Annotated in this window: 17 protein-coding genes, 3 tRNA genes and 1 pseudogene; 13 read left to right on the plus strand and 8 right to left on the minus strand. The window is 34.6% G+C overall.

Going from position 1 to position 23,673, the window contains the following annotated elements:
• Window positions 1-1,206 (plus strand): MBG domain-containing protein (locus FLACHUCJ7_RS12865; protein WP_180909165.1); only part of this gene is annotated, 1,206 nt, incomplete at its 5' end.
• A gap of 166 nt (window positions 1,207-1,372) precedes the next feature.
• On the plus strand, window positions 1,373-2,206 hold the full coding sequence (locus tag FLACHUCJ7_RS12870; protein ID WP_180909166.1) for an outer membrane beta-barrel protein: 834 nt from the start codon (window positions 1,373-1,375) through the stop codon (window positions 2,204-2,206).
• 220 nt (window positions 2,207-2,426) lie between these two features.
• Here the strand turns inward: FLACHUCJ7_RS12870 and dnaB are convergent, their stop codons facing one another.
• The 5 genes from dnaB to tgt form a co-directional block, all read right to left on the minus strand.
• Complete coding sequence (gene dnaB / locus FLACHUCJ7_RS12875; protein ID WP_078226019.1) at window positions 2,427-3,971, minus strand: replicative DNA helicase; 1,545 nt, start codon at window positions 3,969-3,971, stop codon at window positions 2,427-2,429.
• A gap of 139 nt (window positions 3,972-4,110) precedes the next feature.
• Entirely contained in the window at window positions 4,111-5,064 is a 954-nt protein-coding gene (locus FLACHUCJ7_RS12880) for an acetyl-CoA carboxylase carboxyltransferase subunit alpha (RefSeq protein WP_031457397.1), read from the minus strand.
• 111 nt (window positions 5,065-5,175) lie between these two features.
• Window positions 5,176-6,063 (minus strand): DMT family transporter, encoded by an 888-nt coding sequence (locus FLACHUCJ7_RS12885; RefSeq protein ID WP_180909167.1) that lies wholly within the window; start codon window positions 6,061-6,063, stop codon window positions 5,176-5,178.
• Window positions 6,050-7,138 (minus strand): LptF/LptG family permease, encoded by a 1,089-nt coding sequence (locus FLACHUCJ7_RS12890; RefSeq protein ID WP_180909168.1) that lies wholly within the window; start codon window positions 7,136-7,138, stop codon window positions 6,050-6,052. The genes FLACHUCJ7_RS12885 and FLACHUCJ7_RS12890 overlap by 14 nt, the downstream gene beginning before the upstream one ends.
• Window positions 7,139-7,240: 102 nt before the next feature.
• Complete coding sequence (gene tgt, locus FLACHUCJ7_RS12895; RefSeq protein WP_031457394.1) at window positions 7,241-8,371, minus strand: tRNA guanosine(34) transglycosylase Tgt; 1,131 nt, start codon at window positions 8,369-8,371, stop codon at window positions 7,241-7,243.
• A 405-nt stretch (window positions 8,372-8,776) separates the two neighbouring features.
• Here tgt and FLACHUCJ7_RS12900 point away from each other — a divergent pair, with 405 nt between their 5' ends.
• From FLACHUCJ7_RS12900 to FLACHUCJ7_RS12910, 3 genes are all read left to right on the plus strand, one after another.
• The gene (locus tag FLACHUCJ7_RS12900; RefSeq protein ID WP_078226016.1) at window positions 8,777-9,094 is read left to right on the plus strand and encodes a hypothetical protein; all 318 of its coding nucleotides are present in this window, start codon (window positions 8,777-8,779) and stop codon (window positions 9,092-9,094) included.
• 241 nt (window positions 9,095-9,335) lie between these two features.
• Window positions 9,336-10,187 (plus strand): transketolase, encoded by an 852-nt coding sequence (locus tag FLACHUCJ7_RS12905; RefSeq protein ID WP_031457392.1) that lies wholly within the window; start codon window positions 9,336-9,338, stop codon window positions 10,185-10,187.
• A gap of 75 nt (window positions 10,188-10,262) precedes the next feature.
• Entirely contained in the window at window positions 10,263-11,216 is a 954-nt protein-coding gene (locus FLACHUCJ7_RS12910) for a transketolase family protein (RefSeq protein WP_031457391.1), read from the plus strand.
• A gap of 70 nt (window positions 11,217-11,286) precedes the next feature.
• Here the strand turns inward: FLACHUCJ7_RS12910 and FLACHUCJ7_RS12915 are convergent, their stop codons facing one another.
• Window positions 11,287-12,519, minus strand: coding sequence for an FKBP-type peptidyl-prolyl cis-trans isomerase (locus tag FLACHUCJ7_RS12915; RefSeq protein WP_180909169.1), 1,233 nt, complete (start codon window positions 12,517-12,519; stop codon window positions 11,287-11,289).
• A 79-nt stretch (window positions 12,520-12,598) separates the two neighbouring features.
• Here FLACHUCJ7_RS12915 and FLACHUCJ7_RS12920 point away from each other — a divergent pair, with 79 nt between their 5' ends.
• Both FLACHUCJ7_RS12920 and FLACHUCJ7_RS12925 read left to right on the plus strand, forming a co-directional pair.
• Window positions 12,599-12,991, plus strand: coding sequence for an RNA-binding S4 domain-containing protein (locus FLACHUCJ7_RS12920; RefSeq protein WP_078226014.1), 393 nt, complete (start codon window positions 12,599-12,601; stop codon window positions 12,989-12,991).
• Between the two features lie 170 nt (window positions 12,992-13,161).
• On the plus strand, window positions 13,162-13,662 hold the full coding sequence (locus tag FLACHUCJ7_RS12925) for a phosphoribosyltransferase domain-containing protein (protein ID WP_180909170.1): 501 nt from the start codon (window positions 13,162-13,164) through the stop codon (window positions 13,660-13,662).
• On the opposite strand, the gene FLACHUCJ7_RS12930 is transcribed toward FLACHUCJ7_RS12925, so the two are convergent.
• On the minus strand, window positions 13,654-14,172 hold the full coding sequence (locus FLACHUCJ7_RS12930) for a shikimate kinase (protein ID WP_078226012.1): 519 nt from the start codon (window positions 14,170-14,172) through the stop codon (window positions 13,654-13,656). The two genes, FLACHUCJ7_RS12925 and FLACHUCJ7_RS12930, sit on opposite strands and share 9 nt — an antisense overlap.
• 126 nt (window positions 14,173-14,298) lie before the next feature.
• Here FLACHUCJ7_RS12930 and FLACHUCJ7_RS12935 point away from each other — a divergent pair.
• The 5 genes from FLACHUCJ7_RS12935 to FLACHUCJ7_RS12955 all read left to right on the plus strand — a co-directional run bounded on the left by FLACHUCJ7_RS12935 (window position 14,299) and on the right by FLACHUCJ7_RS12955 (window position 17,983).
• Window positions 14,299-14,371 (plus strand) — tRNA-Lys (locus FLACHUCJ7_RS12935).
• Window positions 14,372-14,411: 40 nt separating this feature from the next.
• Window positions 14,412-14,484 (plus strand) — tRNA-Lys (locus FLACHUCJ7_RS12940).
• Between the two features lie 42 nt (window positions 14,485-14,526).
• A tRNA-Leu gene (locus FLACHUCJ7_RS12945) sits at window positions 14,527-14,609 on the plus strand.
• Between the two features lie 558 nt (window positions 14,610-15,167).
• Window positions 15,168-16,181 (plus strand): non-reducing end alpha-L-arabinofuranosidase family hydrolase, encoded by a 1,014-nt coding sequence (locus FLACHUCJ7_RS12950; RefSeq protein ID WP_078226011.1) that lies wholly within the window; start codon window positions 15,168-15,170, stop codon window positions 16,179-16,181.
• 41 nt (window positions 16,182-16,222) lie between these two features.
• On the plus strand, window positions 16,223-17,983 hold the full coding sequence (locus FLACHUCJ7_RS12955; RefSeq protein ID WP_180909171.1) for an endo-1,4-beta-xylanase: 1,761 nt from the start codon (window positions 16,223-16,225) through the stop codon (window positions 17,981-17,983).
• Window positions 17,984-18,036: 53 nt separating this feature from the next.
• Here FLACHUCJ7_RS12955 and FLACHUCJ7_RS12960 read toward each other — a convergent pair.
• Window positions 18,037-18,438, minus strand: a pseudogene (locus FLACHUCJ7_RS12960) (IS30 family transposase); the annotation flags it as partial.
• 849 nt (window positions 18,439-19,287) lie between these two features.
• Here FLACHUCJ7_RS12960 and FLACHUCJ7_RS25590 point away from each other — a divergent pair.
• Window positions 19,288-23,661: a PKD domain-containing protein gene (locus FLACHUCJ7_RS25590; RefSeq protein WP_317170913.1), complete on the plus strand. Its 4,374-nt coding sequence runs from the start codon at window positions 19,288-19,290 to the stop codon at window positions 23,659-23,661.
• Window positions 23,662-23,673 lie beyond the last annotated feature (12 nt).

Below are 23,673 nucleotides of genomic sequence, written 5' to 3' on the forward strand. Positions count from 1 at the left end.
ATTACGGCAAAACCTATTACAGTAACGGCAGATGCTTCACAAACAAAAGTTTATGGAACAGTAAATCCTGTTTACACTTATACGGTTTCTCCAAGTTTAGTAAGTGGCGATTCTTTCACTGGAACTTTAACCAGAGCTACTGGAGAGAATATTGGAAACTATGCTATCACACAAGGAAGTTTGAGTGCTGGATCTAATTATACCATTACTTATGTAAGCAAAGATTTTACTATTACGGCAAAACCTATCACAGTAACAGCAAATGCTTCACAAACCAAAGTATATGGAACAACAGATCCTGTTTTTGCTTATACGGTTTCTCCAAGTTTAGTAAGTGGTGATTCTTTCACTGGAGCTTTAAGCAGAACTGCTGGAGAGAACGTGGGTGTTTACACTATCACACAAGGTACCTTAAGTGCCGGTGGAAATTATACCATTATGTATAATGGCTCAAATTTTACTATTACGAAAGCAGATCAGGTAATTACCTGGAATCAGACTTTGGGATTAGGTTGTAATGGAGAAACTAGTATTGTTTTGACTGCTGTTGCTAATAGTGGTTTAGCTGTAAATTATGCTTCTTCCAATACTAACATTGCTACTGTTTCAAATAATTCATTAATTTTCCAAAATTATGGGTCTGCAACTATAACAGCTTCGCAACCAGGCAACATGAATTACAACGCAGCTCCGGCTGTAGTTTTACCGGTAGTATCTAGTCAGCCTAACCTGATTAGAAAACAATTTGAAAATATTATATTCTTTGACAATAGTTCTAAGAGTTTTAAATCGTATAGCTGGTATAAAAATGGGGTTTTAGTTCCGGGTCAAACTTCACAATATTTCAAAGAAAGTGCTGCCTTGAATGGAACTTATTATGCCGTAGCAACAAAATTAGACGGAACATTAATTACAACCTGTACGTTGACTTTCTCTCCAACAATAGAAGAAGAGTACATAAGAATTGTTCCAAACCCTGTTAGAAGCAATGCAAGTTTCCAATTGATAACGAATGTTAGTACAAGCAGATTACAAAATGCACGTGTTGAACTTTATAATTTAACAGGTAACTTACTGACTACTATTACAAACCCAAGTCAAAATACTATTGACATGAGTGCTCCGAGCGTTGAAGGAATTTATATTGTAAAAATGACCTTAGCAAATGGTAAATATTTTACAAAAAACCTTCTCGTTAAAAATTAAAAATAATTTACAGAATATGACATCCTCATTTTTAATGAATGAGGATGGATTATTCTAATTTAAAAACAAGTATGAAATCGTCATTAACAACAAATTTGTGTGAACAAAAAGCAATGAGTAAAAAGGCGATAACGTATAGGGACACTAAAAAATAAATTTTACATCTATGAAACTCAATATTAAAAACATAATTGGAACTATAGCTTTCTTAATTTCCCAAGGAATAGCTGCACAGTTTTATGTAGGTATACAGTCGGGAATAGGGAATATTCAGAGTGATATTACTGGTATACAAACAGGTAATCGCCTTGGCGGAGCTGTAAAAGCAGGTTATATCTACTCTTTAAATACTCATTTTGGTATTGGTTCAGGGCTAGAGTTCTCACAATACAAACAAGAAGTTTCTTTGTCTCAGCCTTCTGCAACACTTTCTACTTTTGAAGTTGATGCTTCAACTTCAGCATTTGTTTATAACGTTACTACCAACAATTATAGAGAAAAACAAACTTTACATGCTGTGCAAATCCCTCTTTTTGTGCAGTATAAAACAAATATTAACAAGGGTATTGATTTTAATTTTAGAGCCGGAGCTAAATATTTTTTACCTGTAAACTATAAAATTAAAGCAACAGCCGATTACGTAAATGGCAGCGCTTATTATCCAGATGTAAACCTGACTATTGATGATTTACCAGAATATGGTTTTGGTGGCCAGGATAATTATTCCTCATCAGGAGAGTATAAAACGAAAGGAATTATAATGAGTTCTTTTGAGTTAGGATTTACATTTGATATGGGAAGGAAGAATTCGTTATATGCGGCCATGTTTCTGGAAAATGGATATGGTACAATTTTAGACCAAAACAAGAATGAATCCTATATTGGTTATAACCCAACATCTGCATCTGATAGGAAAACTAATGGCTTGTACAGTACTGATAAAGATGCTGAAATTAAACCTGTAGCTTTTGGTGTAACACTAGGATGGAATTTTAAATAAGTTCATTTTTTAAAATAATACGAAAGGTCTTGAGTCAAAATCAAGGCCTTTTTTTTTTTGCAACACATTCTCTTTTCAAAGTATTCTTTTGAACTGTGTTTGCAACTTGCAGATGGTGTTTATTTTGTTTATGAAAAAGCTTCTATACTCCTTTAACCTCATAGAGGGAAAAATCCAATGATTTCCCCTCTTCTTTATAGTAAGTTTATTTTATGCCGTTTTAAAACGGCACATCACTGTCATCATCGTCATCATTTAAATTACTTCCGAAAGCTTCATTCGCAGAAGGAAGGTTTTTAGTGATAAAAGGGTTGTCATCGTGATTCATTTTTGATGGTAAATCATCATAGCTGCCTGAAAAATCATCAAGGTTATCGAATTTCCCAAGGTGCCCTATAAATTTTAAACGAACATTTTCGATGCCACCATTACGATGTTTTGCGATCATGATTTCTGCCTGACCAGCGGTTGGCGAAGCTTCATCATCATCCCATTCGTCAATTTTGTAATATTCTGGTCGGTATAAAAACGAAACAATATCAGCATCCTGCTCAATTGCTCCAGATTCACGAAGATCTGAAAGTAAAGGACGTTTGCTGGATCCACGTGTTTCTACAGCACGCGATAATTGAGAAAGTGCAATTACCGGAACATTAAGTTCTTTTGCCAAAGCTTTTAAGTTTCGGGAAATGGTAGAGATTTCCTGCTCACGATTTCCTCCACCTTTATTATTTCCTCCTGCAGTCATTAACTGTAAATAATCGACAATGATAATTTTAATACCGTGTTGCGAAGCTAAACGACGGCATTTTGCTCTTAAATCGAAAATAGAAAGCGATGGGGTATCATCAATAAATAAAGGGGCTTTTTCTAAGTCCTTTACTTTGGTACTCAACATAGTCCATTCGTGAGGTTCTAATTTACCAGTACGTAATTTCTCTGATGACAATCCTGTTTCAGACGAAATTAACCTGGTAATCAACTGAACAGATGCCATTTCCAGAGAGAACAAGGCTACTGCGTGTCCAAATTGAATAGCAATATTTCTGGCCATAGAAAGTACAAACGCCGTTTTTCCCATCGCAGGTCTTGCTGCAATAATAATTAAATCACTGGGTTGCCATCCGGAAGTCAGTTTATCTAAATTAGTAAAACCGGTTTCCACACCACTTAATCCCTCTTTTTTAGAAATTTCTTCAATTTTCTTTTTAGCTTGTAAAACTAAACTTTGTGCAGTTTCAGAACTACGTTTGATATTTCCCTGAGTTACTTCATATAGTTTTGATTCGGCCTGGTCTAATAAATCGAAAACATCCGTAGTTTCGTCATACGATGCCTCAATAATTTCAGATGAAATTCGAATTAAACTTCTTTGGATAAACTTTTGAAGAATGATACGTGAATGAAATTCGATGTGTGCCGAAGACGCAATTTTTTGTGTAAGCTGTATTAAATAAAAATCACCTCCAACTAATTCTAATTTGCCATTCTTTTTTAACTGACTTGATACCGTAAGTAAATCAATTGGCTGCGTTTCTGTAAAAAGCTGTATAATGGCTTCAAAAATATGTTTGTGTGCCTCTTTGTAAAAAGCATCCGGCTGTAAAATATCAATTACATCATCAACCCCTTTTTTATCAATCATCATAGCACCAAGCACAGCCTCCTCTAAATCAAGAACTTGCGGTGGCAATTTTCCTTTCTCCAGATTAATAATAGTGGTTTTATCTACCTTTACAGGGTTTATATTTTTGAAATTTTCCATATAGCGAAATTAGCGAAATTAAAAAAAACATTACTATTGAGTTATAAGTAATAATTGTTTATAAATAAGTATTTTTTGTTCATAACCAAAAAAAATCCGAAACTGTAAGGTTTCGGATTTTAAATCAATTTATATAAATTTATTCCTTATACTCACCCATATTACTGTACTTGTCCATTCTTTGGGCAATTAAGTCGGCTGTTGATAAATCTTTCAATTCGTTATATCCTTTCGTAATATATTCAGCTACGGTTTTAAAAGTAGTTTCTCTGTCATAATGTGCTCCGCCAAGTGGTTCCGGAATAACATCATCAACTAATTTTTGCTTTTTCATGTCAGATGAAGTCAATTTTAAAGCATCAGCAGCACGTTCTTTGTACTCCCAGCTTTTCCATAAAATTGAAGAACATGATTCTGGAGAAATTACAGAATACCAGGTATTTTCTAACATATAAACTTTATCTCCAACACCTATTCCTAAAGCTCCGCCTGAAGCTCCTTCTCCAACAATAATCGTAATAATTGGCACTTTAAGGCGAACCATTTCGAAAATATTCCTTGCGATTGCTTCTCCCTGCCCTCTTTCTTCAGCTTCTAGTCCGGGATATGCACCCGGTGTATCTACTAAAGTTAAAACCGGGATTCCGAATTTCTCTGCCATTTTCATCAAACGTAAAGCTTTGCGGTATCCTTCAGGATTTGCCATACCAAAATTACGGTACTGACGTGTTTTTGTATTAAAGCCTTTTTGTTGTCCCACAATCATAAACGACTGACCGTTTATTTTTCCAAGGCCTCCCACCATAGCTTTATCATCCTTAAAGTTTCTGTCTCCATGAAGCTCTAAAAAAGTTTCGCCGCAAATGGCTCTGATATAATCTAAAGTATAAGGTCTGTTTGGATGCCTTGACAATTGTACTCGCTGCCAGGCCGTAAGGTTTTTGTATATATCTTTCTTAGTTTGTTCTAATTTCTTGTTGATTTCCTTACAAGTTGGCGTAACATCAACGTCAGATTCTTTTCCAATTATAACACACTTTTCTAATTGTTCTTCAAGTTCTTTTATTGGAAGCTCAAAATCTAAATATTCCATGGATTTTTGAATTTTGTTTTTAAATCGAACCGCAAATATAAAAATATTATATCATTGGTATAAATAATTTGTATTTAAATAGAATAATGCAAAATAAACATAAGGTAAATATTACACTTTTTCTTTGTTTTTATAATGTTTGAAAACACCGTTTAAAATAACTGTAATTACAATTATCAGAGCGCCAATATAAAATTCAGTACTCATTTTTTCTTTTCCTCCCAAAATAAAATAGGCAAGCATAATTCCGTAAACAGGTTCTAAATTAGTCGTTAACATTACTGTATAAGGTGTTAATTTCTGCATTACTTTTACCGATGCCGTAAAAGCATAAGCAGTACAAACCGAAGCTAAAATAAGTAACAGCCCCCAATTGTTTAATGACATGGTAAAAAAATCAGCTGTGAATTTTCCCTGCACCAAAAAATAAATGGATATAAAGAAAACTCCTGCACCAAATTCATAAAATGTAATAACAGAAGGCTGATGATCAGAAATCAATTTCCCATTCATTAAAGTAAATAAAACCCCTAAAATAATCGAAGCCAAAGCGTAATACATTCCATTCAGATATTTTACTTCAACCTGCATAATCAAAGCTAAGCCTCCAATGATTATTAATCCAAAAAAAACTTCATACCACAATATTTTCCTTCCATAAAAAAGAGGTTCTAACAATGATGCAAAAAAAGCACCCAGAGAGAATATTGACAATGTTATCGAAACATTAGAAACATGAATTGCTTTAAAAAAGAAAATCCAATGAAGCGCTATTAATAATCCGACAAAAATTAATTTAGCAAAAGACTTTCCTGATATGACAAAAGATTGTTTTTTATAAACTATAAAAGCAGCCAGAAAAACTCCGGCAAGCAGCATTCTGTACCAAACCAGATTCTCTGCATCAATAGTTATTAAAGCGCCTAAAATTGCTGTAAACCCCCATATAAAAACAATTAAATGAAGATTTAAATAACTTTTTAAATTATCGTTTCGCATTACGTAATAAGTAAACTGCCAAAATTCCAAATACAATATTCGGAAACCAAACAGCTAATAAAGGTGAAAATGTAGATTTTTCGGCAAGTGTACCAAATATTTTATCAAAAAAAACAAATGAAAATGCAATTGCAATTCCAATTGCAAGATTAGTTCCCATTCCGCCACGGCGTTTCATTGACGAAACTGCAACTGCAATAATAGTTAGAATAAAAGCTGAAACCGGTACACTGTATTTTTTATAAAGCACTACTAAATAAGTATTGATGTTTCCGGAACCTCTTTTTCTTTCCTTTTCAATAAAATCGATTAATTTTCCGAGTGAAAGTGTTTCGGCAATGTAAACCACCGGGGTTAAATCTGCCAGTTCAAACTTAAAATGAACTTTTTTGTCTGGAGATTTTTCAATTTTATCATTCAATTCCCCAAGAGTTCTCTTGGTATAATCATACAAAATATAGGTTTTCTTTTTAGGATCCCAGGTAATTCGGCTTGCGGTAATTTTATAAGTCAGTTTGTCCTTTTCAAAATGTTCCAATGAAAAATTAAAAGCTGTTTTAGTCTCCTCATTAAAACTATTTACAAAAATAAAATCGTTGTCATTTATTTGTCTGTAAACATTCGTGTTTTCACCACGCATCAGTTGTTTTCCATTCCCTTTTAGATACGTATACCTAAAATTATTAAACCCTTCACTGGCTGCCGGAACTATAAAGAAACCCATTAAAAGAACAAAAACAGAAACAATAGAAGCCCCAATAATGTAAGGCCTTAAAAAACGTGTAAATGAAATTCCCGAACTTAAAACCGCAATAATCTCTGTATTATTGGCCAGTTTAGAAGTAAACCAGATTACTGATAAAAATAAAAATATCGGAAACAAGGAGTTCGCAAAATAAACCGTAAAATTGTAATAATAAATCGCAATTTCGGTAAACGGAATTTTGTTCTCCAGCATTTTATTCACCTTTTCAGAAACGTCAATTACAATCCCAATCGGAATAAATAAAAGAATCATCACCGAAAAAGTGGCTAAATATCTTTTTAAAATATACTTATCTATTATCGTTAACATAAAACTTTTGTTTCAGGTTCAAAAGTTTCAAGTTTTAAGTTTCAGGTTTCAGTTTCTCTACAGAAACCTGAAACCTGAAACAAAAATAACCTGAAACATTTTTTATAGTCTTTGACTCATATTTTTAACCATCATTTCTTTCCATGGTCTAAAATCTCCTGCTAAGATATGTCTTCTGGCTTCACGAACCAACCACATATAAAAACCAAGATTATGAATCGTTGCAATTTGTTTTCCTAAATATTCGTTGGCTGCAAACAAATGACGTAAGTATGCTTTTGTATATTCTGTATCTACAAAAGTATGTCCCATTTCATCAATTGGAGAAAAGTCAGCTTCCCATTTTTTATTTTTGATATTGATTGTTCCGTTTGCAGTAAACAACATTCCGTTTCTCGCATTACGCGTTGGCATCACACAATCAAACATATCAATTCCTAACGCAATATTTTCCAAAATATTAATTGGCGTTCCAACTCCCATTAAATAACGGGGTTTGTCTTCCGGAAGAATTTCGCAAACCACTTCTGTCATCGCATACATTTCCTCAGCAGGCTCCCCTACTGATAGTCCTCCGATTGCATTTCCCTGCTGACCTGAATTAGCAATATATTCAGCAGATTGACGACGCAGATCTTTATAAGTACTTCCCTGAACAATAGGAAAAAACGTTTGTTCGTATCCGTATTTATAAGGAACTTTATCTAAATGGTTAATACAACGATCCAGCCATCGGTGTGTCATGTGCATAGATCGCTGTGCGTATCTGTAATCACAAGGATACGGTGTACATTCGTCAAAAGCCATAATGATATCGGCTCCAATGGTACGCTGAATTTCCATTACATTCTCCGGAGTAAAAAAGTGATACGAACCATCAATGTGTGATTTAAACTTTACTCCTTCTTCCTTAATTTTTCTGTTATTCGAAAGAGAATATACCTGATATCCTCCTGAATCAGTCAAAATATTACGATCCCAATTCATGAACTTATGCAGTCCACCTGCTTTTTCCAAAATCTCCGTTTGTGGACGCAAGTACAGATGGTATGTGTTTCCGAGAATAATATCCGGATTAATATCGTCTTTCAATTCACGCTGATGTACGCCTTTTACAGAAGCAACTGTTCCAACAGGCATAAAGATAGGCGTTTCAATTACGCCATGATCTGTAGTAATACTCCCCGCTCTTGCTTTAGACTGCGGATCTTTTTGTAATAAATCAAACTTCATCTGTTTCTTTTTTCAGAGCGCAAAGATAGATTAATTTGAGGGAATTTTTATTAATTAGAAAATTTGTCAATTAGAAAATCAGATAATGTTTTTCAAGGACTTGAAACATTAAACCTTAACCACTGAATTTTCAGATTTTGCACCTGGTCTTTCAAATTTATTTTGGGCGTTCCCTACGGTCGGGCTATTCGCTGTATTCCCAATAACAAAAACTACGGCTAAAAAGCCTTGTTTTTCTAAATCGGGAGATGTCGCTGCTATCCCTAACGCAAGACCAGGATTTATCTATTACCAACAATAATCAAATGTAAAACTTACAACAATCACAATAGTAAAATATAACAATGTAAATGGTTTCCTTTTATAATTTTATAAGAAATAATTATCAACTAAACATTAGAAATCATGATAAACTCAGAAGAAAAAACAGATCAGATTAAGGATGCTCAAATTGAAAAAAACATCGAAAGAAATCTGGAAAACTTAGATTATCCTCCAACCGAAGACATTTACAATCAGGAAGAAAACCTCGAAGACATTGATCCGGAAGGGATCTCAGGAGAAAAACTCATTATAAATCAGGAAGATCATGAGTGGAAACAAAACAGTGACAAAATCGGAAATGATTTAGATATTCCGGGTTCTGAGCTTGATGATGAACAGGAAGAAATTGGATCGGAAGACGAAGAAAACAATTTCTACAGCGAAGGCGACACAAAATAACAATACATTAATTTCATTCCAAACAAAGCTCCATGATAGGGCTTTGTTGTTTTAAATTTTCGTCAAAAGACAATCAAATACAGATCTCTAATTCAAAAAACTTAAAACATTTCAACGTTTTTTTCAAGATCAATAAAAAAACTACCTGAATTTAACAATTACGGCAAACTAAAGCAAAAAATCATTTGTCTTACCGCAAAATAAAATTTACTTTTGCACCAGTTTAACTTTTACATATAAAATGAAGCCTAACACACAACAATTAAGCGATTTAACTATCCAAGTAAGAAGAGATATTCTTCGAATGGTACATGCTGTCAACTCAGGTCACCCAGGTGGTTCACTAGGTTGTACTGAATTTTTGGTAACGCTATACCAAAATATTATGGAACGCAAAGAAGGTTTTGATATGGACGGAATTGGAGAAGACCTATTCTTTCTTTCAAACGGACATATTTCACCTGTATTTTATAGCGTTTTAGCACGAAGCGGTTATTTCCCTGTTTCAGAACTTGCAACTTTCAGACTATTAAACTCTCGTTTGCAAGGTCACCCAACAACACATGAAGGTTTACCTGGTGTTCGTATGGCTTCTGGTTCATTAGGACAAGGTTTATCTGTAGCTCTTGGAGCAGCTCAGGCTAAAAAATTAAATGGCGATAATCACTTAATCTTCACTTTACACGGAGACGGTGAATTACAGGAAGGTCAGAACTGGGAAGCTATCATGTATGCTTCTGCTAAAAAAGTAGACAACCTGATTGCAACTATCGATGTTAACGGAAAACAAATTGACGGAACAACTGACGAAGTTTTAGCAATGGGAAGTATTCGAGCTAAATTTGAAGCTTTTGACTGGGATGTTTTAGAAATTGCTGAAGGAAATAATATCGATGCTATCATTGCAGGTTTAACTGATGCTAAATCGAGAACAGGAAAAGGAAAACCGGTTTGTATTTTATTACATACTGAAATGGGTAATGGTGTTGACTTTATGATGCATACACATGCATGGCACGGAAAAGCACCAAACAACGATCAGTTAGCGGCTGCATTGGCTCAAAACTATTCTGCAGATCAAATCGATTATTAAAAAAAAGCTTTAAGCCAAAAGCAATAAACGACATGTTTATTATCTAAAGCCTATCGCCCAAAGCAAAAAAACAAAATGAAAAAATATACAAATACAGGAAGTAAAGATACCCGTTCAGGTTTTGGAGCGGGAATGACTGAATTAGGTCAAAAAAACGAAAAAGTAGTAGCCCTTTGTGCTGATTTAATTGGATCATTAAAATTTGATGAATTCAAAAAAAATCACCCGGAGCGTTTTTTCCAAATCGGAATTGCAGAAGCGAACATGATTGGAATCGCTGCAGGTTTAACCATTGGAGGAAAAATTCCTTTTACAGGAACTTTCGCTAACTTTTCTACAGGAAGAGTTTACGATCAAATTCGTCAATCTGTTGCTTATTCTGATAAAAACGTAAAAATTTGCGCTTCTCACGCTGGTCTAACCCTTGGAGAAGACGGAGCAACTCACCAGATCTTAGAAGATATAGGATTAATGAAAATGTTACCTGGAATGACTGTAATCAACACTTGCGATTACAATCAGACAAAAGCTGCAACGTTAGCATTAGCTGATCACCACGGTCCGGCTTATTTGCGTTTTGGGCGTCCGGTTGTTCCTAACTTCACTCCTGCTGACGAACCTTTCGTTATTGGAAAAGCAATTTTATTAAACGAAGGAACTGACGTTACAATCGTAGCAACAGGACACTTAGTTTGGGAAGCAATAGTTGCTGCTGAAGCTCTTGAAGCAAAAGGGATTTCTGCAGAAGTAATCAACATTCACACCATTAAACCTCTTGATGAAGAAGCTATTCTAAAATCAATTGCAAAAACTAAATGTGTTGTAACTGCAGAAGAACACAACATTCTTGGAGGTCTTGGAGAAAGCATTTCAAGAGTATTGGCTTTAAACACTCCTGCTCCACAAGAATTTGTAGCTGTAAACGATAGTTTTGGTGAATCAGGAACTCCAGAGCAATTAATGGAGAAATACAAACTAAACAATCAGGCAATTGTTGAAGCTGTAGAAAAAGTTATCAAAAGAAAATAATTTCAATTTTCTTAATCATAAAAAAACCTCGAAATTCACATTTCGAGGTTTTTTATGATTTTCTTGACTTTTAGTTTTTATAAGGATAAGAATTATCTAAATGTATTCTTAATCTTCCTGAGGCAATGTAATCCTCCTCTGTAAACTTTCTAGGATTACTTGAAGACTCCGGCAAATTAGGATTAGTAAGAACACCTGTAGGTCTTCGTGGAATTCCTTTTGGCTCACTATTTAAACTTTCATTTACATTTGGAGTCATTGGATCGTCTACAATCTTAAATGCTTCAAACGGATAATACCTGCTTGGACCAAAACTACCTCCAACCTCAGCAGTTGGTTTTGCAATTTCTACAATGGTTCTATATCCATCACCATCATCATCTATATCAATAAAATCAGGAATACCATCACCATCTGTATCATCTAAATTTACCGGTGCATTAGGATATAATGTTGTATTACGATAATCATATACGTATCCGTCGCCATTAATATCTTCCTGATAATCAAAAACTCCATCACCAACATATGCACTAACACCATTTACTACCCCAAGCTCATGATCCATTCTTTCCAGATCATATAATTTGAAACTAAAAATTAATGGCGAATAAGGCGGAATAACTACACTTCCTCTTGAATTCCCTGTATAATACCCTAATCCTGATGGAATAAACAATACACCTGCACCAAAATTTTCATATTTTACAGTTCCATCTGTCTGTACAGCACTGGTTCCGGTTTTAAACTGAGGAAAGATTTCGCTCCATCCCATAACACTACCATACAAATCAAGGGGAGCCTGAGGAAATTTGATTTCCTGAAAAAGCGTTGTTGTTAAATGAGCCGGCACTATTGGCGCTGTAGTAGTTGCCTCAACACGAGTCATATACTCTCCCTTGTAAGCAGCTAAAACAGCATCTGTGTTCATAGGCGAAGTACCCGTACCTTCTCTCAATACCAAATAATACATTTTGTACGCAACACCATTTAAACTAATATTTCTTGTTAAAAGTTTTGGAAAAGAAGCACTATTAAGGTACGACATGATAGAAGGCTGAGTTGCGGGATCAGTAATTTTAGATATTGCAACATCCTGATCTTCCTGGCTACCAGGACTATCAATAACTGTAATGTAATATGTATTTAAATACTCTTCAATATTAGTATTATCCGTATTATATTGTTCCGTATAATCTCTCAACGGAACCGGCTTTACATCATCATCGTCGTCGTTTTTATTACAGGAAACCAAAATAACACCTGTAATCAGTAAAATAAAAAAATATTTAAATTTATTCATTATTGTTAATTTTTTAGGTGCGCAAGATACAATATTGATTTATTTTTGTAAAGAATTTAACTCCGATTTTAGAAAAATTATGCGAATAGATAAATACCTGTGGTGCGTAAGATATTACAAAACACGAAATATGGTTACTGAGGCATGCAAAAAGAACCACATTACGGTTAATGGTCAGGTAGCAAAACCCTCAAAAGAAGTTTTTCCTACAGATAGAATTACGTTTAGAAAGGATCAAATTACACAAATTATAACTGTGTTAGATATTCCTGAAAGCCGTGTAGGCGCAAAATTAGTTGATATCTACAGAAAGAACGAAACTCCTCCTGAGACTTATGCTCATTTAGAGTTGTTAAAACTCTCCAAAGAACATTATCGCAAAAGCGGTACAGGCAGACCAACCAAAAAAGACCGTAGAGATATTGATGACTATGGAGATGAAATACATGAAGAAGATCAGGATGAGATTTAAATTTCAAAATTTAAGAAAATCCAATATTTAAATTCCAAATCCCAAAACTTAAAAATTCGATGCCAAATTCCAAAATTTTTAAAAAAAGTCTCGTATACATTTCAAAATTGGAATTTGGATTTTCTATATTGGAATTTAAATTAGTTATATATTAGCAAAAAAAATAAATCATGAGCAAAAACATCATCTTAACCAATCAGGAAATTGAACATAAAATAAAACGTATTGCCTATCAGATTTACGAGACTTTTGTTGATGAAGAAGAAGTTGTAATTGCCGGAATTGCTTCTAACGGATCTATTTTTGCCGAAAAAATTGCTTTAGCTTTAAGCACTATCTCTACCCTTAAAATCTCTTTGTGCGAAGTTATCGTAGACAAACAAAATCCTCACTTACCAATACAAACTTCCCTTACTATCACACAATATGAAAATAAAGGCTTGGTATTGGTTGATGATGTCTTGAATTCGGGGACTACATTAATTTACGCTGTTCGTCATTTCCTGAACGTCCCTTTAAAGAAATTCAAAACCGCGGTACTTGTTGACAGAAATCACAAAAAATACCCGGTAAAAGCCGATTTTAAAGGAATTTCTCTTTCTACATCCTTATTAGAACATGTACAGGTTGTTTTTGGCGAAAACGGAAACGATTATGCTTTTTTAAGCTAATATTTCCAAAATGTCCTGAACTGTTTCTTCAACGGTTTTATCATCGACAGAAACTTTATGCTGCGCGTGGTTGTAATAAAAGCTTCTGTCGAATAAATGTTTCGCAATAAACTCTTTCATTTCTTCTTCGTTCATATTGGCAATTAACGGGCGTTTGCTTTTGTTATGCACCAATCTACTATATAAGGTATCAATCGATGCTTTTAAATAAACAGAAACAACATCATCCCGTTTTAATAATTCATGGTTATTAGCATAACATGGTGTTCCGCCCCCCAAACCAATTATATTATTTTCTGAAGACTGAAGTAATTCTACAAACATTTCGTGTTCTAATTTTCGAAAATATACTTCTCCGTGCTGTTCGAAAATTTCATTTATGGATAAATTCGCTCTTTTTTCGATGCATTTGTCTAAATCTAAAAATGGAATATTGGTAATTTTTGATAAATTTTGGGCAATTGTAGACTTTCCGCAACCCATATAACCTAATAAGATGATTTTTTTCATTGTAATAAAACCTTATAAACTAAGGTGTTGTAAAATTTGATTAAAAAAAGACAAATTTATAATAAATTTGCTTGCAATTAATAAAATAAACTCCTTATATTTGCACCCGCATTCAAGGAATTAAATGACTCGATAGCTCAGTCGGTAGAGCACATCACTTTTAATGATGGGGTCCTGGGTTCGAGCCCCAGTCGGGTCACAAATTTTGTGATAAACAAATTAAATTTCTTGAAAGCAATGACTCGATAGCTCAGTCGGTAGAGCACATCACTTTTAATGATGGGGTCCTGGGTTCGAGCCCCAGTCGGGTCACAAAAGGTCGAGTATTCATTTACTTGACCTTTTTTATTTTTAGGCCATGTGGAGAAACGGTAGACTCGCCATCTTGAGGGGGTGGTGCTCGCAAGGGCGTGAGGGTTCAAATCCCTCCATGGTCACAAGAAAAAATAAAAAGCCTGTAAAGCATTGATTTTACAGGCTTTTTTCTCATTCGACAAAAGCTTCGATATTTTAGAGTGATTAACAAACCCTTATGTTTGTTGAGTTTTCTGGTTCGAATCCTGTAATGTTTTTAACTTATATGTTAAAATCATGAAAATACTTTAGTTCTCATTGTAGGTTGCAATTTGCCAACTGCCATTCCAAACATAAATAACATCGGTTTCTCCTTTGGTAATTTAAAACGTATTGATGTCTTTGAACTCATTTTTGTCTCTTAGCTTCGAGATAATTTACATTGTAAACTTTCGTAAAATCTGGCTTTAAGAACTTTTGAGTTCCTTTAAATTGAAGTATAATTGGGTACGTAGTTGGGTGTTTTTTTGATGATTTTGTTAAAACTTACAAATACTTTTATTTCAATAATTTGTTATTTTTTTAATGATTACTACATAAAAAACTTATTTAAAAAAAGAATAGTTTAATTTTTGTCAGAATTATTTACGTTTTAATTATTTTGTTTATTATCTTTGGTAAGTTAATTCTTAAAAATAATTATGAAAAATCAAAAAAACAATTTATTAAAATTTGCTGTAACTTCCTTTGTGATTATGGCATGTAGTTGTAGTAAACCTGATGAAGTCATTTCATCAACAGAGGTTATCGGTAAAACTGAAAAAAACGCAAAAGTCAGTGTAATTTCAAGTCCAAAATGGAGTGTTACTGGCAAAATTTTTGAACAAGGTGCAGCGGGTTCTTTTGAATCTGTTGCCGTAAAAGATCCAACACTTGTTTACGACGGTGGTAAATGGCATGTGTTTTATACCGGTACAGATGGAAACAACTGGAAGATGGGTTATGTAAACACAGTCTCATTATTCAATATGAAAGCCGATCCTCGTAGGTTTATGAATTCGTTAAATGGTGGAGGATATTTTTGTGCCCCGCAAGTATTCAACTTTCCTGTAAAAGGAAAATGGTATTTAATCTATCAATCGGGTTTAGGTGCCACATATTCTACCAATACGAGTGTATCCAATTACGGAGGTTGGGCAGCAGGTAAAACAATGGGAATTAATGATGGTATCGACTTTTGGTGCATTGCTGATAATAGCCATGTATATTGTTTTTATTCTGCACAAGATGGTTCAAATACTATTAAAAGACGTAGAACTACGATCGCTAATTTTCCAAATGGTTGGGAAGCGCCAACAATTGCTGCAACAAATACTTTTGAAGCCCCTCATGTATATAAAAACAAAGCAGATGGTAAATTTTATATGATGGTCGAAGATGCTGCAAGGTACTTCGAGCTTTGGTCGGCTACTACGCTTAACGGAACATGGACTAAAGTTTCAGAAACATGGGCTACAAAAGCAAATTTAACAGAACGGAATGAGCATTGGACAGATCAGATTTCACATGGTGAAATATTGCGTTCAGGAAACAATCAATTAATGGAAATAAATAATATTGATCGTTGTGAAGTCCTTATACAAGGTGTGGTAAATGGAAATTTTGGTAGTTATATCAAAATTCCTTACGATTTAGGATTAATGCAAAACTTTTAAGAAATAAAGATTACACCTAAATATTAATAAAAAACATAATTATGAAAAATAATAGAATTTCAATTAGAATTCAGTGGGTATTGTTAGTACTAGTAGCTATAGTATTGGGCAATAATGCGCAAGCTCAATTGGGAAAATGTAAAGGAAAATATTTTGGAAATATTATTCAAAACAGTGTTCCAAGTAATTACAATACATTTTGGAATCAGACTACTAGTGAAAATGCTTCAAAATGGGGCTCGATTGAAGGTACAAAAGGAGTTTACAATTGGTCTGGTTCTGATGTGTCTTACAATCAAGCCAAAAACAGTGGCGGACTATTCAAGTTTCATACTTTAGTTTGGGGTGCTCAAACACCAGGTTGGGTTGCAAGTGCTAGTGTAGCAACGATACAAGCTTCGGTACAAGCCTTCATAAAAGCCACAGCTGACCATTACAACCCTTTGGGCGGTCTAAAAATGATTGATGTATTAAATGAGCCAGTAAATACACCAATGACAGCTAATTATAAGGCTGCTCTTACTGCAGGTTATCGAGCAGAACCAGCCAATGCAGGTGATATCAATAATCAATATGGTTGGGTAATTTGGTGTTTTCAACTGGCTAGAAAAAATTTTCCAAATACTACGTTATTGATTAATGAATACAATGTAGAAATGAACTGGAACAACTGTCGTGCACCTTATATTGCGATGGTAAATGCTGTAAAAAATGCTCCAAACCTTACAAATGGAACAAAAAATCTGATTGATGGTGTAGGTTTACAGGCACATGGTATTGAAAATTTAACTGCTGCAAATTTTAAAGCATGTATCGATGAAATCTGGACAAAAACTGGTGTTCCAATTCATATTACTGAGTTTGACCAACCCGCTAATCCTAACGAGACCAAACAAAGAGATGTTTACGCTAGTCTAATTCCAGTAGCCTGGGAACATCCAAGAGTAGCCGGTATTACATTGTGGGGTTATATTCAAGGCAATACATGGATCAATGGTAATGGTGCCTCTGGTGCTGGCGGAACTGATTCTGGATTACTTTATGGAAATTTTGTAGATCGCCCAGCAATGACATGGTTAAAATCTTATTTAGGCGGTCGCCCATCGCTTTCTTGTTGTCCTGCACCCGCTCCATTTGGTGGTTGTGGTACTACTGTGGCAACTCGTAATTTTGTAACTAGAGCTCGTGGTACCGCTACTGGTGCTCAATTACAATTGCGAATCAACGGAAATGTAATTGCTACATACAACCTCACTACGGCTTTTGCAAATTATAGCACGTCGTCAACAGCTACAGGTGCTGTACGTCTAGAAGTTGTAAATGATATCGCAAATAGAGATGTAGAGGTAGATTATTTGCAAGTGGATAGTGCGGTTTTACAAGCCGAAAATCAAACGGTTAATACAGCATTTTATTCAAACAACACTTGTGGTGGTGGCGGAAGCAGCCAGATGATGCATTGCAATGGTTATATTGCATTTGCAGCTGCTACCAATCGTATGGCAACATCAAAAGAATTTGTAACGCAAATTGAATCGGACGAAACCGAAATAATCGTATTTCCTAACCCAACTATTGATGGCAATACGAATTTAGAGTTTTATAATGAAAAAGAACAAAATATAACTGTTCGATTAGTTGATTCTAGTGGGGCTGCGGTTAAAGACATAGCTTCTCAAAAATTTGCAATAGGTAATTGTACTTTGGCAGTGGATTGTAGTAATCTCTCTCCAGCGATCTATTTTATTGTAATCGAAAAAGAGAATGCAAAACGTGTTACTAAAAAAGTTATCGTAAAATAAATTCTAGAAAAATGCATAACTCCAATAACTTGGGATTTGAATTTAGCTAATTATTAAATAAAATTTTGGTTCCTATATAATCGGCTAATTGTATTTAGTGGTGATTCATATTCTAGGGTTTTTCCAGGTCTTTCATTAAGCTGATTTTGTACTTCTTTGAGTTGCTTTTTTGATATTAAATTAAAGTCAGTTCCTTTGGGGAAATAGTCTCTAATTAATCCATTTGTATTCTCATTTGTTGGTCTTTCCCACGGACTATAGGGATGGGCAAAATAGACTTTTACTTTGGCGTTTTTAGTAAAGGTTTTGTGTTGCGCCATCTCTGTTCCGTTGTCATAGGTCAAAGACAGCTTTAAGTTGTCAGGAAGCTTTCTAAACTCCTTTTCAAACGCCTTTCTCAAAGTTGTTGAATCTTTCTTTTTTAAGGGTACAATTATTAAAAATCGAGTCGTTCGAGACTATGAAATTTTTATCATTTACTAAATGATGAAATTAGTAATGTAGAAAATTTCATTGAAAAATATTTTGCAAGAAAAGTTGAAAATTGTTATTCACAAACGGAAATTAGAAGAACTTATTCTAAAAAATGTTGACCTAATCGTGGAAGATGAGTTATAGAAAACTAACTTTAAACTTTATCAATAAGCCTTTCGAGTTATTACATATATAAATACAATGTTATTAAGTCTAACCTTTCAATATTGCTGGAACAAATGATAAACTTTTTGTTGATTTACTAGATATCCTTAAACTTAAGGGACTTTGTATTTCATACAATTAGATGTGCTTTGTAGAAGCCCCATTTAGGCTAGTTGCAACTTTTTAATAAACTCGGTCAATCAAATGCCTTCATTATTAAAACTCTGTCAACTCGCTTAAAACTTGGAAATCTTCAAGTAAAAGGTTCGAATTCTGTACCAAGGAGGTCAAAATTTTAAAAGTGCATTCCTTTACAAATAAGGGTTTGCGCTTTTTTTATTATGTAATTACCCGACATCTGCCCGACAATTTTTACAAGATAACAAAAAACATATTATTCTTCCCGTCATTCTTTTGATTTTTATACAAAACCAAAGTATGATACAATTAAGTTAGAATTGATCCTTTAAGTTTTATTTTATTCTATAAATTAAAGAATTTTATAGAATAATCTAAATAAATATGTTATCAGACAATACAAAACCACCATTAATACCGTAAGTTTTATATTGAAGTATAAAATTAAAAAAATGATTATTCGTAATCTTTTTTTGATTAAAAAAAAACACATACTTTTACGCCCGAAAATAACCGAATTATACTACATGAAGAAACTTTACTTCTTATCATTACTTTTTATTTTAATCATTTCTACTGCTGCCCATAGTTATAATCGTAACGATAGGAATAATTTTACATATAAAGATTACTGCAATTTTACAGCACCAGTCGTAGATTTTAGCTTTACTAATGATGGTGCCTGCTCAGGAACTCCTGTTACGTTTACCCCAATAGTAGCCGGCAGCACTCCCTTTTCTTATAAATGGGATTTTGGAGACGGAAAAACTTCTACTGAGATGAATCCAAGTCATAGCTTTACAGCTGTTGGATGCGGAATCCAAAATTTTAGTATAAAACTAACCGTAACTGACGCTACTGGTCAGACAGGTTCGATTACAAAATCTATTTCTGTAAAACAGAAACCTGATTTGAAGTTTACTGACCTGAATGCTCCGGGTTCTAATAAACCTTTTGAAAGATGTGGGGATAATAACTCAAATCCAAAATACTCTATTAATGTTGGAAACAGTTCCAGTTCAGTTTCTTGTATTACATCCTATAATGTCGACTGGGGAGATGGCAGTACAGATACAAATGTTACTTTTCCAAAAAGTCACCAATACCAGAAATTAGGTTCTTTTAATATGGTGATTACAGCTGTTGGAAATAATAGCTGTAATAATTCTGTAACTTATGTAGTTAAAAATTCCAATAACCCAATTGGTGCACTTATCGCTCCGGGAAACACAACAAATTTATGTGTTCCGGTAGATCCAATGGATTTTGCAATTGGTTCCTGGGCTCTTAATCCTTCTGATACTAATTATTATATTAATTATGGCGATGGCTCTACTCAAACTTATACTCAGTCTCAACTGGAAGCTTCTTCTTATTACAACAGTCTAAATCCTCAGGCTTCACAAAATTTCCCTATTCCCCATAAGTTTACAAGAGCCAACTGTCCGTCAGGAAACACCGTAACCTTAACTATAACAACATCCTGTGGAAGCACCTATCTTACTGCAGGACCCATTATTATTTTAGATGTACCGGTAATAAGTTTTAGCATACCATCTGTTGCATGTGTAAATTCAGGTGTCTATTTCAATAATTCAACCTATGCCGGTTATACTAATGGCTGTAGTACTGTAAATGTTTATACCTGGGATTTTGGGGATGGAACAACTTCTAGAGAGGTTAATCCATATCACTCCTATGCAGCACCGGGAAGATATAAAGTTACCTTGAACGCTACAACGCCATGTGGTGTAGGAATCACTCCTGCTGCACAATACATATGTGTTGAACCTGTATTGCAGCCACAATTTACTTTTGTTAATGCCTGTGCTTCAGAAACAGTTCAGATAACCAATACTACCGATACAAATTTAAGCTGTGGAGCTTCAAGCTTCTATTGGGAAGTTATAAGTTATTATGAAGCCTTTTGCGGTAAGGAAACATCTCCCGGATCAGGAAGAGGATCGTGGAATTTTGCAAACGGAACAAATTCATCCTCTAAAGATCCGGCTTTTAATTTTACAACTCCGGGAGTTTATACTGTTCGATTAAGAACAATCAATTCTTGCGGAATTTATAATTATAACACACAGCAAATTCAGGTAAAAAAGAAACCTGTTATTTCTCTAAAGCCAATCTCAGATTTTTGTAAATCGGCAACGATTTATCCTGAAGGAAAAGTAGAAGAAACATGTTCCCCTCCATCAGAAATCACTTATTCATGGAGTTTTCCCGGAGGTACACCTTCAACTTCTACAGCACTCAATCCGGGAGCTATTAATTATACTGCAACCGGTAATTATGTTGCAACTTTTAGGGTAACAAATAGCTGTGGAACAACAGAAGTATCCAGAAACTTTTCTGTAGATATGGTTCTTTCGCCTGTTATAACCCCTAAAACAGCAAAAATATGCAGTGGAAATACTTTTCAAATTATACCTGTCAGTAACGGAACAACAGATAATGTACCATCGGGAACTACTTATGTGTGGTCTAATCCGGTAGTTTCTCCGCCGGGTGCGATAAGCGGTGCAAGTGCGCAATCCAGCCCAAGAGCAAGTATCAGCCAGACATTAATAAACAATACAGCCAGTCCGGCAACAGTAACCTATACTGTATCTCCAATATCTGCTTCATGTCCTGGCCCAGATTTTACAGTTACAGTTACAGTAGAACCAACTATAAAAGTCGTTCAAACTATAAAAAATGGCAAATGTTACGGATCTAATGATGGCTCAATCAGCTTAATTATAAGTGGAGGAACACCTCGTACAACAGGAAAACCTTATACAATATCCTGGACAAGCCCTAACGGATTTACTAGCTCAGATCAGGATATCTCTAATTTAAAAGCTGGTTTGTATTTTTTATCTATCACAGATAATGGAGGCTGTCCTTTTACTACTTCATATAATGTATCAGAGCCAGGAGAATTTAGAATTGCAAGCGAAGGTAAAAATGATATAACCTGTTTTGGATTAAAAAACGGCACCATCAATACCTCTGTAACAGGAGGAACACCTCCATATAATTTTGTATGGACAAAAGATGGAAATCCTTATCCCGGGAATTCGGGGAATTTGAATAATCTGGACAAAGGAGTTTATCAGGTAAAAATAACAGAAGTCAATAATTGTGGCGAACTTACAGGAACCAGTTTTACCATTATCGAGCCTCCATTACTGGAAGTAAAATGGGAAAGCCAGGTAGATGTTTTATGCTACGGATATAATACAGGTGAAATTAATGTGAGTTCGTCTGGAGGAAGACCTGCTCATCGTTACAGCTGGACTGGACCAAACGGGTTTAGAAGTAATCTTCAAAATTTAAAGAACCTTTATGCCGGTACTTATAATTTAACCGTTACGGATAATTCCGGATGTAACGTTCCATTGAAGGTTGAAATACTTCAAAATCCTGAAATAAAATTAAATACCTCTGTTACTCATTTAACTTGTTACAGCGTTAGAGATGGAGTTATAAAAATTAATTCTATCACAGGAGGAGTACCTTTTACAACCGGCGATCCGTATATTATAAAATGGAGCAATTTAGGAACTGGCATGGAACAGTCTAATTTGTCTGCAGGAAACTATTTAATTACCATTACTGATGCCTTGGGATGCCCGAAAGATTTTCCTATAACGGTTAACAATGCCCCGGTATTTATGATCAATCCGGACTTTCAAAACATTTCTTGCCATGGAGCAAATGACGCACACATCCGACTCAACCTTGTTGGCGGACAGGCACCGCTTAAACTGGAATGGAGTGATGGTTCTACTGCAGGAATCGAAAGAAACAACCTTGGCCCTGGAAGTTATAACGTAAAAATTACCGATGCTAAATTATGTGTAATAGAAGCAGAATATATTGTTGTTGATCCATTGGAATTAGAGATAAGAGGAGATGTTTCAAACCCGCTTGATTGTGTTAAAGCAAATACCGGTGTCATTGATCTTGTTGTTACAGGTGGTACAGCTCCTTATACCTATGTTTGGTCTAATGGTGCACGAACTGAAGACTTGAGCCAACTCACCCCTTACAATTATACTGTTACGGTAACAGACTCAAGAGGCTGCAAAAAATCAGATACGTTTAAAATTACGCGATTTGAACAGCTTACTCCAACAATAGAAATTTTAACTGATTTTAATTGTGAAACCAAATTTGTAGATCAAACATTTGTGGGGCATGTTAAAGGGGGGATTCCACCTTACACATTAAAATGGTCAGATGGAGTTATTTCCGGTGTGAATGGTGAAATAATGAAAACCGATAATAAAGGATTAGTCATTTTTAGCGTTACTGATAGTTTTGGCTGTACTGCCGACGTAGTTCATAATGTTAAAACACCTGTTTTAGGTGTAGCAGGCTTCTCTACCAGTTCGTACGGAAAAGAGATGTTTGACCTCTATGCCGTTTACGACCCGGTTATATTTACAAATTTAGCCACAGGAGATTTTACAAGCATGTCATGGGATTTTGGAGATGGCAATTTTTCTACTGAAACAAATCCAAAACACATTTACACCAGAGAGGGCACCTATACTATAAAACAAGTCGTTAATTATCCTTTTGGATGCCAGTATTCTTATGAAACCAGTATTCTTGTAGAAAAAGGATACACCTTAGTTATGCCAAACGCTTTTACACCAAATAATGACGGAATCAACGATTCATTTGCACCTGTCTTTCAGGGATTAAACAATGTGACCCTTGATATTTATGACACATGGGGAGGTATTATTTATACTGAAACAGGAGTAAACATTCATGGATGGCGTGGAAAAATTAAGGATTTAGATGCCGAAAACGGTAATTACTATTTCAGGATAACAGCTAAAACCTTTTACAATCATACCATAACAGAAAAAGGATCACTCACATTAATTAAATAAAACAACAGATTA

The organism is Flavobacterium salmonis (genome assembly GCF_903819435.1).
In the GTDB taxonomy this organism is placed as follows: Bacteria; Bacteroidota; Bacteroidia; order Flavobacteriales; family Flavobacteriaceae; genus Flavobacterium; species Flavobacterium chungangense.

Bases quoted from the DNA above. Each gene is read 5' to 3' on its own strand.
- FLACHUCJ7_RS12870 (WP_180909166.1), top strand. From the start codon at position 1,373: ATGAAACTCAATATTAAAAACATAATTGGAACTATAGCTTTCTTAATT.
- dnaB (WP_078226019.1), bottom strand. From the start codon at position 3,971: ATGGAAAATTTCAAAAATATAAACCCTGTAAAGGTAGATAAAACCACT.
- FLACHUCJ7_RS12880 (WP_031457397.1), bottom strand. From the start codon at position 5,064: ATGGAATATTTAGATTTTGAGCTTCCAATAAAAGAACTTGAAGAACAA.
- FLACHUCJ7_RS12885 (WP_180909167.1), bottom strand. From the start codon at position 6,063: ATGCGAAACGATAATTTAAAAAGTTATTTAAATCTTCATTTAATTGTT.
- FLACHUCJ7_RS12890 (WP_180909168.1), bottom strand. From the start codon at position 7,138: ATGTTAACGATAATAGATAAGTATATTTTAAAAAGATATTTAGCCACT.
- tgt (WP_031457394.1), bottom strand. From the start codon at position 8,371: ATGAAGTTTGATTTATTACAAAAAGATCCGCAGTCTAAAGCAAGAGCG.
- FLACHUCJ7_RS12900 (WP_078226016.1), top strand. From the start codon at position 8,777: ATGATAAACTCAGAAGAAAAAACAGATCAGATTAAGGATGCTCAAATT.
- FLACHUCJ7_RS12905 (WP_031457392.1), top strand. From the start codon at position 9,336: ATGAAGCCTAACACACAACAATTAAGCGATTTAACTATCCAAGTAAGA.
- FLACHUCJ7_RS12910 (WP_031457391.1), top strand. From the start codon at position 10,263: ATGAAAAAATATACAAATACAGGAAGTAAAGATACCCGTTCAGGTTTT.
- FLACHUCJ7_RS12915 (WP_180909169.1), bottom strand. From the start codon at position 12,519: ATGAATAAATTTAAATATTTTTTTATTTTACTGATTACAGGTGTTATT.
- FLACHUCJ7_RS12920 (WP_078226014.1), top strand. From the start codon at position 12,599: ATGCGAATAGATAAATACCTGTGGTGCGTAAGATATTACAAAACACGA.
- FLACHUCJ7_RS12925 (WP_180909170.1), top strand. From the start codon at position 13,162: ATGAGCAAAAACATCATCTTAACCAATCAGGAAATTGAACATAAAATA.
- FLACHUCJ7_RS12930 (WP_078226012.1), bottom strand. From the start codon at position 14,172: ATGAAAAAAATCATCTTATTAGGTTATATGGGTTGCGGAAAGTCTACA.
- FLACHUCJ7_RS12950 (WP_078226011.1), top strand. From the start codon at position 15,168: ATGAAAAATCAAAAAAACAATTTATTAAAATTTGCTGTAACTTCCTTT.
- FLACHUCJ7_RS12955 (WP_180909171.1), top strand. From the start codon at position 16,223: ATGAAAAATAATAGAATTTCAATTAGAATTCAGTGGGTATTGTTAGTA.
- FLACHUCJ7_RS25590 (WP_317170913.1), top strand. From the start codon at position 19,288: ATGAAGAAACTTTACTTCTTATCATTACTTTTTATTTTAATCATTTCT.